This is a genomic window from Brevibacillus schisleri (assembly GCF_055685845.1).
Window position 1 is genome coordinate 5,506,278 of sequence record NZ_JBVNDM010000001.1, and the last position, 14,822, is coordinate 5,521,099.

The 14,822-nt window shown below is 49.6% G+C and carries 13 protein-coding genes and 2 riboswitches; of the genes, 5 read left to right on the forward strand and 8 right to left on the reverse strand.

The window, feature by feature from the left end; all coding sequences use genetic code 11:
• Positions 1-342 precede the first annotated feature (342 nt).
• Positions 343-633 (forward strand): hypothetical protein, encoded by a 291-nt coding sequence (locus tag ACUUHJ_RS26200; protein WP_472300397.1) that lies wholly within the window; start codon positions 343-345, stop codon positions 631-633.
• Between the two features lie 475 nt (positions 634-1,108).
• On the opposite strand, the gene ACUUHJ_RS26205 is transcribed toward ACUUHJ_RS26200, so the two are convergent.
• The 8 genes from ACUUHJ_RS26205 to ACUUHJ_RS26240 all read right to left on the reverse strand — a co-directional run bounded on the left by ACUUHJ_RS26205 (position 1,109) and on the right by ACUUHJ_RS26240 (position 11,322).
• Positions 1,109-2,293: an MFS transporter gene (locus ACUUHJ_RS26205; protein WP_289674482.1), complete on the reverse strand. Its 1,185-nt coding sequence runs from the start codon at positions 2,291-2,293 to the stop codon at positions 1,109-1,111.
• 28 nt (positions 2,294-2,321) lie between these two features.
• Complete coding sequence (locus ACUUHJ_RS26210; protein WP_472300398.1) at positions 2,322-4,406, reverse strand: ABC transporter ATP-binding protein; 2,085 nt, start codon at positions 4,404-4,406, stop codon at positions 2,322-2,324.
• Positions 4,407-4,425: 19 nt separating this feature from the next.
• A complete protein-coding gene (locus ACUUHJ_RS26215; protein ID WP_289674485.1) occupies positions 4,426-6,168 on the reverse strand; it encodes an ABC transporter ATP-binding protein in 1,743 nt (580 codons plus the stop codon).
• 135 nt (positions 6,169-6,303) lie between these two features.
• Positions 6,304-6,879: a GNAT family N-acetyltransferase gene (locus ACUUHJ_RS26220; protein WP_289674486.1), complete on the reverse strand. Its 576-nt coding sequence runs from the start codon at positions 6,877-6,879 to the stop codon at positions 6,304-6,306.
• A gap of 98 nt (positions 6,880-6,977) precedes the next feature.
• The gene (gene mtnA / locus ACUUHJ_RS26225) at positions 6,978-8,018 is read right to left on the reverse strand and encodes an S-methyl-5-thioribose-1-phosphate isomerase (RefSeq protein WP_472300399.1); all 1,041 of its coding nucleotides are present in this window, start codon (positions 8,016-8,018) and stop codon (positions 6,978-6,980) included.
• Entirely contained in the window at positions 8,015-9,244 is a 1,230-nt protein-coding gene (gene mtnK, locus ACUUHJ_RS26230) for an S-methyl-5-thioribose kinase (protein WP_472300400.1), read from the reverse strand. Before mtnK ends, mtnA begins: the two co-directional genes overlap by 4 nt.
• A gap of 133 nt (positions 9,245-9,377) precedes the next feature.
• Positions 9,378-9,523, reverse strand: a riboswitch (SAM riboswitch).
• Positions 9,524-9,619: 96 nt separating this feature from the next.
• A complete protein-coding gene (locus tag ACUUHJ_RS26235; protein WP_289678150.1) occupies positions 9,620-10,804 on the reverse strand; it encodes an anti-sigma factor in 1,185 nt (394 codons plus the stop codon).
• Positions 10,804-11,322 carry a sigma-70 family RNA polymerase sigma factor gene (locus ACUUHJ_RS26240; RefSeq protein WP_289674490.1) on the reverse strand — a complete coding sequence of 173 codons (519 nt, stop codon included), beginning with the start codon at positions 11,320-11,322 and terminating at the stop codon, positions 10,804-10,806. Before ACUUHJ_RS26240 ends, ACUUHJ_RS26235 begins: the two co-directional genes overlap by 1 nt.
• A 130-nt stretch (positions 11,323-11,452) precedes the next feature.
• A riboswitch (SAM riboswitch) is annotated at positions 11,453-11,631 on the forward strand.
• Between the two features lie 86 nt (positions 11,632-11,717).
• Between ACUUHJ_RS26240 and ACUUHJ_RS26245 the strand changes: the two genes are divergently transcribed.
• The 4 genes from ACUUHJ_RS26245 to ACUUHJ_RS26260 are packed head-to-tail and all read left to right on the forward strand — an operon-like array spanning position 11,718 to position 14,783.
• Complete coding sequence (locus ACUUHJ_RS26245; RefSeq protein WP_472300401.1) at positions 11,718-12,932, forward strand: 2,3-diketo-5-methylthiopentyl-1-phosphate enolase; 1,215 nt, start codon at positions 11,718-11,720, stop codon at positions 12,930-12,932.
• Positions 12,929-13,597 (forward strand): 2-hydroxy-3-keto-5-methylthiopentenyl-1-phosphate phosphatase, encoded by a 669-nt coding sequence (locus ACUUHJ_RS26250; RefSeq protein WP_289674492.1) that lies wholly within the window; start codon positions 12,929-12,931, stop codon positions 13,595-13,597. The genes ACUUHJ_RS26245 and ACUUHJ_RS26250 overlap by 4 nt, the downstream gene beginning before the upstream one ends.
• Positions 13,598-13,600: 3 nt before the next feature.
• The gene (locus ACUUHJ_RS26255) at positions 13,601-14,257 is read left to right on the forward strand and encodes a methylthioribulose 1-phosphate dehydratase (RefSeq protein WP_289674493.1); all 657 of its coding nucleotides are present in this window, start codon (positions 13,601-13,603) and stop codon (positions 14,255-14,257) included.
• Between the two features lie 13 nt (positions 14,258-14,270).
• Positions 14,271-14,783 carry a 1,2-dihydroxy-3-keto-5-methylthiopentene dioxygenase gene (locus ACUUHJ_RS26260; RefSeq protein ID WP_015893125.1) on the forward strand — a complete coding sequence of 171 codons (513 nt, stop codon included), beginning with the start codon at positions 14,271-14,273 and terminating at the stop codon, positions 14,781-14,783.
• The last annotated feature ends 39 nt before the right edge of the window (positions 14,784-14,822 follow it).

Consider the following 14,822-nt stretch of genomic DNA (forward strand, 5'->3'; position numbering starts at 1 on the left):
CTGTCTGAACCCATGCAATTAAGGCACGTTGAAAAAGTTGCAGAAGATGCAGGTATTGGATTAAAAGGAATTAAAATAGAAATAAATCGAGACGCTGAATTAGTTGGTAAGGGCTTGTATGGGTGGGCTGACCCAAAAGGAAACAGGATAATTTTATACCCTGATGCTTTTAGCAATAAGGAAAATTTAGTTAAAACATTAGGACACGAGAGGATTCATATTTACCAAACAAAAACTTTTGGGAAGCCCCAAGACCATGAAATGTTACTTGAATTTGAAAAAGGGGCATATGGTTCAGAAGACTCTTGGTGGGAGTATTATAAACGAAAGAGGAGATAGCAATTGAGTAACTCACAATTTAAGGATTGGATTAAGCTAACCACTATCATCGCTGAAATTGACCAAGAAGTTCCTGAAATTGAATGCCCTAATTGCCATCAATTAAAAATTGATTATCAATATGTCGGAGATTTAAAATCAAGAGCAGGATTTTTAGATATCTGGTGTAATTCTTGTCTGCACGGCATTCATTTATCTCGAACAAAAGCACCCGAAAATGTTAGCTTGCTTTCATTTGATGCTGCTGAAGAATACAAAAAGAAAGTGCCTAATTTTACTCCAATAGAACCATAATGAAAAATGTTTGGGTACTTTCACTTTGGTGAGACTATCCGGTATTGGATAAAATCTGAGGTAGGAAATTAATATTTATTCATCCGAATCGAATCAATGCATTTTTTCTAAAGAAAAAGGTACAGTCTCCTCATCTTTTGTGAGTGACTGTACCTTTCTCAGATCAACGGTCTTTTTTGTAGCCTCTTTGTCAGTTGCTATGGCTGCGAAGTTGAATTTGTAGTAGCAGGTGCAGACGGTGTCGGAACCTGGCCGTCATCTGAGAAAAACGGGATGATTACCAGACTGAGCACGAAAAATAAGATCCAGGCAATGCCTCTTCTGAAAATGCATGGTGTCAGCATCGGGTAACCCCTTCCAATCATGCTGTTCTACTTACCATTCATACGCTTCCCTCCTTGATGCCCGTTTATGCTTTTTTGGTCAAAAAATAAAAGCCTCGCCAAAAACTTGGCGAAGCTTATCCTCCTTGTTTTTACCCCTGTTTTTGCAACGGCATTGAATACGTCTGTTCCTGGGTTGCTTTTTGCTTGAAAAACAGGCAAGCTGCCGCGAAAACAATCAGCAGCGATCCCATCAGCCAAAAGATGGTCCACGGCTCCCACACGTCCATCAGCAGTCCATTCACATTCGGAGCCAAAATACTGGCGACACCAAAATTGACGCCCGCGATAATTCCTGCGGTAGGGACCATCGATGCAGGTAATATATCTGCCGAAAAAGCCAAGCCCAGCGAGTAAAACGAGCCGACAGCCGCTCCTGCTATGGCCAACAACAGCATCATCAGCCATACGTTTTCGCCTGCAAACGGGAACAGGAAGAAGGCCAATCCCCCTACAAGCGCACACACGAGCATGACCTGCTTGCGTCCGACTCGGTCACTCAATGCCCCCAGCGGCATCTGCAAGATAATGCTTCCCACGACAAACGACGGAAGGATCAAGGAAACCCATTCAACGGACAAACCAGTACGCAAGGCGTAAACAGGAAAACTGCCGTTGAGTGACGTCTCCATGAATCCGTACAAAAACGAAGGAATCAGCGCCAGCCAGGCAAGTCGCAAGACAAATGCATATTTGTTTTGCTTCTTTTCCGTTTGTTCAACCTGTGCTGGGAATTCATTTTTGATCCGGGATAATAATAAGAAGGCAATCAGATAAAGAACGAGCAAGCCGCCAAAAGGTACCCAAATCCCCAAATGCAGCACGCTTAAGCCTAATGGACCAACACTAAAGCCCACTCCATATGCCAACCCGTAAATGGAAAGATCACGTCCACGATTCTCGGGAGCTGCGATCTTGGTCACCCACATTTGGCTGGCGTAATGTAAACCGCTATCGCCCACACCCATCAATAAACGTAATACGAACCAGACCGCCAAATGACTGAACATCGGGATGAGTGCTGTTGCAATCGTCACCAACAGCAATCCCCATAATATCGTGGCCCGGTATCCAATGCGCCGCAGTGGGATTTCTAAAAATGGATTGACCATGACCATCCCAATATACAAGGCAGCAGCGTTGAGCCCGTTCATCACGGATGAAACCCCTTGTTTTTCCAATAAAACTGTCAGCATCGGGATCGTCAAGCCTTGGCTTACCCCCGCAATACCGACAGCCAAAATCAACACCCAAAAGGTGTAACGTGACTGTGACACGGTGTTGTTTCTCCTCCCTAGCCTCCTATTAAGCACTCTCTACGGAAGCACTCCCCTGCTGAAGCTGATACATTTTTTGATAAAGACCATTTTGCGCCATGAGTTCATCATGGGTACCTCTTTCCATGATTTCACCTCGGGACAAGACAAGAATCTGGTCCGCGTGTTGAATCGTCGACAAGCGGTGTGCAATGATGAATGTCGTCCTACCTTTTGATAGTACATGCAACGCTTCCTGAATGGCTAGCTCTGTTTCACTGTCAATGCTTGCCGTTGCTTCATCCAAGATCAGCATCGCGGGATCTGCAGCCAATGCACGTGCAAAAGAGATCAATTGGCGTTGACCGGCGGATAGTGTCATGCCTCGCTCGACGACTGGTTCGTCATATGCGCCCGGCAGCTTGGAGATGAATTCGTCAGCACGTACCGCTTTTGCAGCCCGCTTCACTTCTTCATCCGAAATCGTATCCTTGTACATACGAATATTGAATCCAATGCTTCCCGTAAACAAGAACGGGTCCTGCAAAACGAGACCGATATGACTGCGCAATGAGTGCGTATCAATCTGTCTCATATCTTGCCCGTCGATCAAAATGCTCCCTTTCGTCACCGGATAGAACCCGAGTAGCAAATTCATCAAGGAGCTTTTTCCCGATCCGGTGTGCCCTACCAGCGCAATCGTTTGACCAGGCTGCGCCGTAAAGGAGACGTTTTTCAAAACGTAATCATCACCCTGATAGGCAAAAGAAACGTTATCAAAGACAACCTCACCACGCGGGCGCTCGATTTGCGCACCAGCTTCTTTTTTCTCCGGCAGCTCATCCATAATTTCAAAGACGCGTCCCGCCGAAATAGTCGCTTGCTGCATTTGCGACAACCGATTCATGATCATGTTGATCGGTTCGAAAAAGCGCCCCATATAATCGACAAAGGCAAAAAGCGCACCGAAGGAAATCGCACTGTGGAAAGATGTAGAGCCGTAATACCAGACGATCAGGGTCAAGGAAATTTTCCAGATCAAATCTACCGCTGGGCGCAAAAGCAAGGATTCCAGATTGATTTCTTTCATCCGCACCTTGAAGTAGTCTTCGTTTACATCAGCAAACTCCTTTTGTACACCTTGCTCCCGACGAAAAGCCTGCACAATCGTCATGGTCTGGATCATTTCATTGATCGTTGTGTTCATATCACCGAGCTTCGCGCGAATCACTGCATAGTAGCGAGAGCTGTACCTTTGATACACGTAGACTAACAGTACGAGCACTGGCACCGTCAAAAAGCAGAAGAAAGCAAGCTCAGGCTGCAAGAGGTAGAGCGCGATCAAGATTCCGATCAAATAAAGACCATTCTGTACAAATGTGGCGAGCACACTTACATACAGCTCACGGATGGCTTCTGTATCATTGCTCACACGGGAGACAAGCGCACCTACTGGCGTTTTGTCAAAAAAGGCAACCGGGAGCTTTTGCAAATGGATAAACAGCTTCATCCGCATTTGCTGAATGATGCGCTGAGCGATCTTTTGCAGCCACAAAATCTGTACGTAGTTGAAACCAGCTGAGAGCAAGATCAATGCCCCATAACCAACAGACAGCCAGACAATGGGCAGGACATCCCCTTGGTACATCTCCTTGACTTCCTCTGCGGTTAGCCGAATCCCTGTGGAGGTCATCTTTTGACCTGATTGATCCCTCGTTGTTACCTCGAAGAGTTCCCTGCCGTTTTTTGGCGCAATCGGGGTGAATTGCTTCTCCGTATTTGGATTCACCTTGCCAGAAACCAAGTAATAAGTCGTGCCTTCTGTCAGCACAGTTACTTCTTTTTGATTGCTCCTGTCCAAAGCAAGACCCGTCTTTACTGCGACATCTTCACGTATATAGTTCGTACCGTTCACTGAGGCGACTTGCCCCGCTGCTTGTGGTGGCACTTCGTCCAGTTGATACCATGGCTTCTGGATCGCCAGGATGTGATTATCAATCATGACCTTGGCTAAAAAAGGCCCCGCCAACTCTGCACTCGTTCCCAGCAAGAGCAGGAACAATGCACCTAGTATCTGCTTTTGAAATGGTCTGGCGTACTCGGTCAAACGCCCCCATACATTTTGTTTGCTCATGAAACGTTTTCCCCCTCCCTCAACCAGCCACATCCTGCTCCATTTGCTGACGACGGTACTGCTCTGCATACCAGCCGTTGCGCTGCATCAGCTCGTCATGTGTCCCCTGCTCGACGATCTGCCCCTCATCCAGCACGAGAATCAGCTGTGCGTGCTGTACGGCAGAAAGACGATGAGCAGTAATAATGGTCGTTTTATCCGCGCGCTCCTGTCGCAGATGACGAAGGATACTCTCCTCTGTCCGCGCGTCCACAGCCGATAGTGAATCGTCGAGAATCAAAATACCCGCATCCATTAAGAGAGCGCGTGCAATGGAAATGCGCTGTTTTTGCCCCCCGGAGAGGGTGACCCCCTTCTCCCCAACCATCGTTTGCAATCCCTCTCTAAATTGGGCCAAATCTCTCTTCATCTCCGCAAGCTCCAGCGCATGTATCACTTCCTCGGTCGTCGCTTGTGGTTTCCCGAAAGCAACATTTTCTGCAATCGTCCGTGAGAACAGCAAATGCTCCTGAGGCACATAGCCGATTTTTTCCCGCAGCGTATCGAACGCGAGTCCCTCGATGGGGATGCCCCCAATAAACAGAACTTGTTCCTTCATCTGATATTGATGCAACAAGGCACGGCACAACGTCGACTTGCCGCTTCCCGTCCTCCCGACAATCCCAAGCGTCTCTCCTTCACCCAAACGAAACGAGATATCGGTGAGTGCTGGCTTGTCAGTGCCCGGATACGTAAAGGAAAAATGGCGTGCTTCTACGGTATTGGCGATTTGGCTCGTGACCGGGTTCGCTGCTTCCGTCACATCTGGCTGCTCCACCATTAGCTCTGTAAAGCGTTTGTGGGATGCGCCACCGCGCTGCAACACATTAACCAGCCAACCAAAAGCGAACATCGGCCAAATTAAAAGTCCCAGGTATAAATTGAACGCAACCAAATCCCCTAAGGAGATAGCGCTAGTGAACACCAAATACGTGCCATAGCCCAGCCCGATCAAAAAGCTGAAGCCAATAATAATCGCGATCGTCGGCTCAAACAGCGCGTCAATCCGTGAAACGCTCACATTTCGCTCCAACGTTTTTTCACTGACCCGGCGATATGCCTCGATATCGGCCTTTTCCTGAACAAATGCTCTCAATACCCGAACGCCCGATACGGATTGTTGAACATGATCATTCATCTCTCCGAAGGCTTCCTGTGCCAAGTAAAAGCGCTCATGCAGCAGCTTTCCATAGTAAGCCGTTGACCAAGCCAAAAACGGCATCGGGATCAGCGCAGCCAGCGTCAGCTTCCAATCAATCGCGGTCACCATGACACCTAGCGTTAACACGGTCATGAACAACGCATCGACAAGCGTAAGCACCCCTGTACTCGCCGTTTGTTCAATGGCAGGAATATCGTTGGTAGCCACGGCCATCAGATCACCACTACGTTTGCGATGAAAAAACGACGGGGTCATTCTGGTCAAATGGGCAAACAGTCGCTCGCGTAGCGTTCGCTCCAGAATCAAGGCTCCCCCATTTAACAAGTACCGCCAGAGAAACCGCAACCCATACAAGCTCACACCCAATACGAGCAAGATGACCACTGTTTGCGTCAAGTCGGCGTCCGTCAGGGAACTGTTGCGAATCGAATCCACCGTGTCCCCGATTAATTTCGGCGGCCATAGCATGAGAACATCGATGACAAACAGCACAGAGATTCCAATGACGTATCGTTTCCAATAGGCACGAAAAAACCAAGATAATTGCCGAAGTGTCTGCATGTAAATCACCTCTATTTATTTAGACCTAACAGCACGACTAAAAAAGGGCTTGCGAATCACGCGCAGCCCTTCTGATCTGTCTTCACCATCGTAATTTACAGAATTTTCATTGTCAATCGAAGCATACAGTTCAATCTAAATTTTTTTATCGGTTTTCCAGTCAAGCCATTCCTCTTTTAGCAGGCTGTAAGTGGCATGATCCACGTAATGATCGTAAAGGAATTCATTCCGGCGCAGTATCCCTTCCAATTGAAACCCTAATCGTTCCGGGATCGATCTGCTCTTGTAGTTTTCCGTAGCTGCCTGAATCGTTACTTTTTCCAAATCCCATGACCCGAAGATCAACACGTCCAAGTAGGTCGCCACTGCTTCTGTCATCAGGCCCTTTCCCTGAAATTGCGCACCCAGCCAATAGCCAATGGACGTCTTTTTGTTGATCCAATCCACCGTATGTACGCCGACTGTGCCAGCCAGACGTCCTTGGTACCAAATACCATAGTGGATGCCGCGATTATCGTTGTACTGATGAATCGTCGCTTGGATGAATTGGCGAGAATCCTCTACCTTCTTCGTATAATTCAGCCACGGCAGCCATTCCATAAGATTCTCCCGGTTCGAATCCGTAAGCAAAAATAACTCCTCAGCATCAGCTAATTCTAATTGTTTCAAGTACGTATCTTCATTGATGGCTATCTGTTGGATCGTTTGCATACGAATCTCCCCTTTTCTTGGATATTTTACTGGAAAACGCCAAAATGAGCAAAAAGCGCCCGCCAGCAACAATAGGCGAACGCATATAAAAATGTCTTTTATTTTTTGCTATTGCCGATCTCTTCCGGCTTGAAAATGCCCGTCTCGGTAACGATCGCTGTAATGTACTTCGCAGGCGTTACATCGAACGCAGGATTGTACACCTTGATATCATCTGGAGCTACCTGTTTGCCCAAGCCATGGGTAATTTCCTCGGCTGGACGCTCTTCAATCGGAATATCTGCGCCTGTCGGTGTGTCCAAATCGACGGAGGACAAGGGAGCTGCCACGTAAAAAGGAATGCCGTGAGCTTTTGCCAATACCGCTACCCCATACGTACCGATTTTGTTGGCGACATCGCCGTTCGCTGCTACGCGGTCTGTCCCCACGATGACAGCCTCTACTTTTCCTTGGGACATGACCATCGCCGCCATGTTGTCACAGATCAGCGTCACATCAATCCCTGCTTGCTGCAATTCGAATGCAGTAAGACGAGCGCCTTGTAGAACAGGACGGGTTTCATCCGCGTACACCTTCAGGTTCCAACCGCGTTCCTTTGCCAAATAAAAGGGAGCAGTAGCCGTACCGTACGCTGCTGTAGCCAATGCCCCTGGGTTACAGTGTGTGAGAATTCCCATACCGTCATGCAACAGAGTGAGCAGATGCTCCCCGATGGTTCGGCATACTTCAGCGTCTTCCTTTTGAATCGCCAATGCTTCATCGAGTATTGCCGCCTTCAACTCGGCAATCGACGCACCGCTTTCTTTTTCAACACGAGCCTTGATGCGATCCAACGCCCAGAACAGATTCACCGCTGTCGGACGGGAAGAGCCCAGGTAGTCTGCCTGCTGGTTCAGTTCCTGCCAAAACTCGTCGTAGTTACTCGCTTCACTGCCACGAATGCCCAGGTAGAGCCCGTAAGCTGCCGCCATGCCAATGGCTGGTGCGCCACGTACTTCCAAGCGTCGAATGGAACCCCATACTTGCTCGGAGGTGGTCAAGTTCAAATAGATCGTTTCTACTGGCAGACGCGTCTGGTCAAGCAGGACCAATGCGTCATTCTCCCACTTTACAGGTGCCAATTGAGTGCTGGTTGTCATACTGTTGTAGCCTCCTGGTAGTAGCGTTCAGTTACTGTGCGTACGATGTCCGTGATATCTGTCGATTCGTCGATGCCACCGCGACCGAGGATTAGCGCTTCTCCAATCGTGAGAGCGAGACGCTCTGCTTCAGCGCGAGTCTGGTCGTCTTCGATGGCATTCAGGTCCGCTACGCCTGCCAAGCCAATGACACGACGCAGGATTTTGCATCCGGCATAGCCTGCTGTATCCTGAATCAGGCGCTTCACATAGCTTTGCCACAGTCCTTCGACATGGGCGCTGCGCTCTTTGGCGTGCTTGTGCCAGAGTTGAACGAATTGCGAAACGAATTCATTCCAGACATCCTCGACCATTTCCAGTAAGTATTCGCGGTACGCTTCCCGTTCTCCTTGATCTTTTTGCAGACCGTGCTGTCCTGCGTAGTTGAGCAGCAGATTGGCTATAATCGCCCCAATGTCAAAGCCGATTGGGCCGTAGTAAGCGAACTCTGGATCGATTGCTTTTAAGCTGTTTTCCGTGATGAAAATACTTCCGGTATGCAAGTCACCATGCAGCAGCGCCTCCGAGCGCGTAAGGAAATCGTATTTCAGCTTGGCGATTTCCAGCTTCAGCGGCCTGTTGTTCCAGATCGCCTCGACCTCGCGGCGGATCAACGGGTTGAAGTCGTTGGTAGGCGCATTTTCATACGGATCGGTAAAGACGAGATCTTCTGTGATTTTGCATAATTCTGGATTTATGAATGTTCCGACTAGCGCTTTTTTAATGTACGGATGTGCACCCAGATCGGATGTGAAGAACAACGTTTGCGCGAGAAAACGGCCAATTTGCTTCGCGAATAGCGGATACCGCTTTCCTTCGATCAACCCTTTGCGCATGATGATGTGGTCCCCGACGTTTTCCATGACGGTCAACGCAAGTTCCCCATCGAAATGATACACCTGTGGCACCAGGTCCGGAACGTATTTGTGCTGAATGCGGAGTGCCTCGCTCTCGATGCGAGCCCGGTCAATCGTAAGCGGCCAGGATTCCCCCACAACGCGGGCAAAAGGCAGTGCTTGCTTAACAATGACGCTCTTACCCGTTGCTGGCTCTTGAATGTCAAAAACCAGATTGAGGTTGCCATCCCCGATTTCTCGGCTGGTCAGCTCTGCTCCTTCGCTAAAAAGATCTGGTATTCCTTTTACGTACTCCACTGCTTCCTGTTCAGTCAATGCGCGATATGCCATGATCCCAAAACTCCCCTCTACTTATTTTTCCTCTATCTCTACTTGTTTTGTTTGTGTCATGAGAGCAAAAAAGACCTCTTTTCCCGAAGAAAAGAGGTCGCTGTCGTCACGTGTAAGAACCGTGTTGATGTCCCCCTTATCTTCCAGACCACTTTTGTTTCTGCAGGAATTAGCACCGTGCATGTCGCCTATCGATCAGTCGCTTTCTCGCGTCTGAATGGCGTCATGTCGGTTGCCGGGTATCATCGGGCCAGTCCCTCCACCTTCTCTGGATAAGGTATCCAAAACGTATTCGGTTTTTGATTTAGTTTGAATCATACAACCAACGCTTCCACGATGTCAACACCCTTTTGTGCAAAAATTCGCACCTTGTTACTAGTAACTGTAATGTGTTCCTGATGCCGCAGGGCGATCCCAATTCCACCAGTCTACCTTGCCTAAAAGCGCTGCCGTTATTGACTTTTCGGCCTTGAGCTTCAGCAGTTCTTTCGTAGGTCCGGTGAGGACGGCGCCGTAGATTCGCACTCCGTTTTGCTGCATGTAGTTGAATCGTTCGGTTATCTGAGGGTCGCTACGAAACAGCAAAGATCTGCCGATATCGCGAGCCAGATCTTCTTGCTCAGATAAGTACTTCATCTCTTCCAAGTAGGCGGACATTCTTCTGTCCCCTTCCCCGTTTACCCGAATGGGCGCACCTCCGTAATCCAGTTCATGTTGCGCAAATCCCCACACGTACCCGGGACCGAGAAATCGATTGCCCTCTTCTTCTGCTTGCTTGCGCTCCACCCCTGTGTCTACCGCAAACCAAACTGTATCTTGTCCCGAAGAAGTAACATGGCGGGAAACCAGTTCATAGTACTCCTGATACGTCAAGAAGTGATCGAAGGAAATCGCGAGCTGAGAAACGGTCCCCTCTGGCAGCTTCTCCATCGTTGTCCAGGCAGGTGAAGTGAAAGACATCGTATCCTCCTTTTCCCCTTCTGTCGGATAACGGAAATACAGCTTCTGCTCCCTGACTCCATTCGTCCATTGCGGCCCAGCATTTACGTTCCACAGCACATTTGTACTTTCAAATCGCCCTGCATTCTTATCTTCCGACCCGACTCTCTCGCGAAGCTCCATGCTGATATTGCCGTACAGCAATCCGACCTTCGAACCACTACCGCCTACACTGACACCTGGTTGAGTAAAATTGACCATCGACTTTGCAACGCGGAACAGATCTTCATGCATCAGCGACCCCACCCAGCCATTCAGAATCAGCAACACAACACCGGCCAGAAAGGGAAGCCCTATGGTGAATCCTGCGTTGGACAACCGATTTTTCCATTTCCCCCGGCGAACAATGGCACGCTGTTTTTCAGCTGACAGTGTTTCAGACTGTTTGGTTTTCGCGTTGTCCGCTTCTGGTTCTGCCCCCAACAACAGCCTTTCCAACCGCTGTGCGTACTCTTCGTCAGCGGCTATCTCCTCCTCGAATTGTTTCGAATCTTCTTCCGCCATTTCCCCACGCAAATAAGCAAGCAACCTTTGCTCGCGATGATTCTCATCCTTGTTCATCACCGGATTTCCTCCCTCCACAACTGCCGCATCTTTTGTCGTCCCCGAAACAAGGAACGCTTGACGTCTGCCAGATCGATACCGAGCACCTCTGCCATTTCCGCGTAGGAAAACTGCATGGCAGACAACAAAATGACCTGTTTCTGCTTTTCCGGAAGTTGCCCCAAGTAGTTATGGGCCACTTCCCACAGCTCTTTGTTCACGACATGCTCTGCCGGATCAACCGCCGATTGATCACGTCGCTGTGGCAGGGCTTCCACAAACGCAAATCGTTGTTTCGTCTTCTTGCGATAACCGTCCACGAAAGCGTGATAGGCCACCTTGAACAGCCAGGGCCGTACTTTTTCCCCACGGTAGTCGTCCAAGGAAGAGAAGGCGCGACAAAAGGTTTCCTGTGTCAAATCCTCTGCCAGCCTCTCATCTCGTGTCAGCCGGAAAAGATAGCGGTAAATATCGTTTACATGCAGCTGGTACACATCCTCCAGACCTACTTTCCCAAGCCGTTCACACCCTTTCACCCATTACCACGAAGGAATTGTAAAAAAGTTTCATCTTCGTCTCATTTTTCTAATAATCTCCTGCACATTCTCTGCAAAAACAAAGATTGACTCCTGACAATGAACGTCATATCATGGGGGAAACGAATAACTCTTATCGCGAGCTGGCTGAGGGACTGGCCCTATGATGCCCGGCAACCGGCGCTATACCATGATTCGTACGCTCATAATTGCGTACCTTGGATAGCGAAACGGTGCTAATTCCAACGGATAAGAGTCGAGATTGAGCATTTTCGGGCTCGTTTCGGCTACTGACCCGAGAGATGAGAGGAGACGAGACGCTTTCATAGTCGACAACCGCCTCCCCGCTCAATGGGGAGGCTTTTTTTATTAATTCAAGGAGGATTTGACGTACCATGAGTGAACAACGTATCCTCGTCACCTATCTCACCCAAGCAAAAGACTTGAACAAAAAAGCGCAAGCCATTGCTGTCGGCATGACAGTCGGTTCCTGGACGGACCTGCCGCTTGCCAAGCAAGCTGAGCTAGCGCCGTATCTCGGTGAAGCCGTGAGCGCGACACCAATTGCGACACTGGAAAACGGAGAAACACGCGGTCTGATTACCGTTAGCTATCCGACTCGCAATTTTACAGCAGACATTCCATCCTTGTTAACCGGAATATTCGGCAAACTATCGATGGATGGCAAAATCAAGCTCATCGACATCGTTTTCCCTGAATCATTCCTTCAGGCTTTTCCTGGACCGAAGTTCGGCATTGATGGTCTGCGCGAACGTTTAGGGGCACATAACCGTCCGCTCTTGATGAGCATTTTCAAATCGTGCCTAGGTCTTCCTTTCGACGATCTGAAGACGCAATTCCGAGCACAAGCCTTGGGCGGAGTCGATCTCGTGAAAGATGACGAAATCTTCTTTGCAGATGACCGTGCTCCTTTTATCGAACGAATCAAAGCGTTCAAGCAGATCGCACAAGAGACCGAAGCCGAAACTGGCAAGCCCGTCCTCTATGCAGCCAACCTGACCGGACCTGTGCATGAGCTGAACGAAAAAGCGAAGCGTGCAGTAGAAGCGGGTGCTGATTGCCTCTTGTTCAACGTGCTGGCCTTTGGCTTCGATGCCCTGCACCGTTTGGCAGCCGATCCTGACGTACACGTACCAATCATGGCGCATCCAGCATTGGCAGGCGCCTACTATCCATCACCTGACTACGGCATCGCCCCCCCGCTCCTACTCGGTACGTTGATGCGTGTAGCTGGGGCAGATTTGGTGCTCTTCCCATCCCCATATGGCAATGTCGCTTTGGACAAAACAGAAGCGTTGCAGCTCGCGAAGCATTTGACAGATCCACTGAATGGTGTACGCCGTTCCTTCCCGGTTCCGTCTGCCGGCATTCATCCGGGGCTGGTTCCACAGCTTTATCAAGACTTCGGACTCGATCAAATCGTCAATGCAGGGGGCGGAATCCACGGTCATCCCGGTGGAGCAACCGCCGGAGCGAAAGCATTCGTTGCCGCGATTGATGCAGTCACCGCAGGCCGAACAGTGGAAGAAGCCGCCTCGGAATCACAAGAACTGGCGGTCGCCCTGGAAAAGTGGGGTGGCGCGCGATGAGTAAGAAGCTCGTCCTGTTCTGCGATTTCGACGGAACGATTACCGAAAAAGACAACATTGTAGCGATTGTTCGCAAGTTCGCTCCCCCTGAGTGGGAAGCCTTGACGGAGCAAATCCTTTCGCAAAAAATAAGCGTTCAGGAAGGAGTCGGCAAGCTGTTTCAACTCTTGCCCTCCTCCTTGCGCCAGGACATTATTGATTTTATTGTCCATGAAGCGACCATTCGCCCGGGATTTTCTGAATTCGTGAGCTATTGCCGAGAAGAAGGCATCGAGCTGTTGATTACGAGTGGCGGCATCGACTTTTTCCTGGAGCCTATCCTGGCACCCTTCGATCTTACCGATGTACCGATCTACTGCAATGGCAGTGATTTCAGCGGAGAGCGCATCACCATTACGTGGCCAAACGCTTGCGATGAACATTGCACGAACGGCTGTGGCATGTGCAAGACGACCATCATCCGCCGTTACGATCCAGCAACCCATTTCCGCATTGTCATCGGCGACTCCATCACTGATTTGGCTGGGGCCAAGATCGCTGATTATGTGATTGCCCGTTCCTTCCTCGCTGACAAGGCGGAAGAGATGCAATTGCCGCATAGCAAGTTTGCCACATTCCACGATGTGATTCGCATTTTACAGCAAGTCCAACAGGAGGTCGTCTAATTCATGACTGCAACACTCGAACAACGTCTGGATGCCTTTCGCCGTCTGGATGACGCCAAGCTGACATTTGCCCGCCGGGACTGGTTTCCCGGCACCAGTGGCAATCTCTCTATTAAAATACAAAACGCTCCCTTGCAATTTGCTGTAACGGCAAGCGGCAAAGACAAAACCAAGCTGTCCCCTGAAGATTATCTGGTCGTGGATCAAGACTCGCGTCCGGTGGATGAAACTGCTCTCAAGCCGTCCGCGGAAACGCTCATCCACGCTGTCGTCTACAAAACGTTTCCGAAGGCAGGGGCTTGCTTCCACGTCCATACCGTATGGAATAATCTCATTTCCGAGCTGTACTTTGGACAACGCGCTTTCTCCATTCAAGGACAAGAGCTGATCAAGGGACTCGGAATCTGGGAAGAAAACGCGCGCATTACTGTTCCGATTGTTGAGAACTTTGCCGATATTCCGACCTTGGCTGCCGCCATTGAAAAAGTGATTTCACCAGAAGTTCCCGGCGTACTCATCCGTAACCACGGTATCTACACGTGGGGCGGCAATGACTTCGAGGCCAAGCGCCACTTGGAAGCTTTTGAATTCCTATTCGAGTATCACGCCCGCTGGCTGCAATTGCGCCAAGCAGTCGTGTCCACTACAACCACCAATTAAGGAGGAATAAACGATGGCACAAATTCGTTTTCACGACAACAATGAGTACATCTCCGCACCCGAGGAAGTTGTCTCCTTCCTGGATACCCAAGAGATCATTTACGAAAAATGGGGCGTGGATCGCCTTGATCCAAAGCACCGTGATAACTACAGCCCGACAGACGAGGAAAAACAAGAGATTCTCGACACCTTTAAGCCGGAAATCGATGCGATCAGCCAACGTCGCGGTTACTTGACAGCGGACATTATCGTCCTCTCTGACAAAACACCTAACCTCGACGAGCTGTTGGTGAAATTCAAGGGCGAGCATCACCACACCGATGATGAGTGCCGCTTCTGCGTCGATGGTCACGGTATTTTCGCTATCAAGGGCAAAGACGGTCGCTACTTTGACGTCGAGCTGGAGCCAGGCGATCTGATCTCCGTACCACCGAACTACCGCCACTACTTCACCCTGATGGACGACCGCAAAATCAAGGCGATTCGCCTGTTCGTCACTCCTGCTGGCTGGGAAGCGATCTATTAATAACGAACCCCCTTGGCATTTACTGATTGCCAGGGGGTT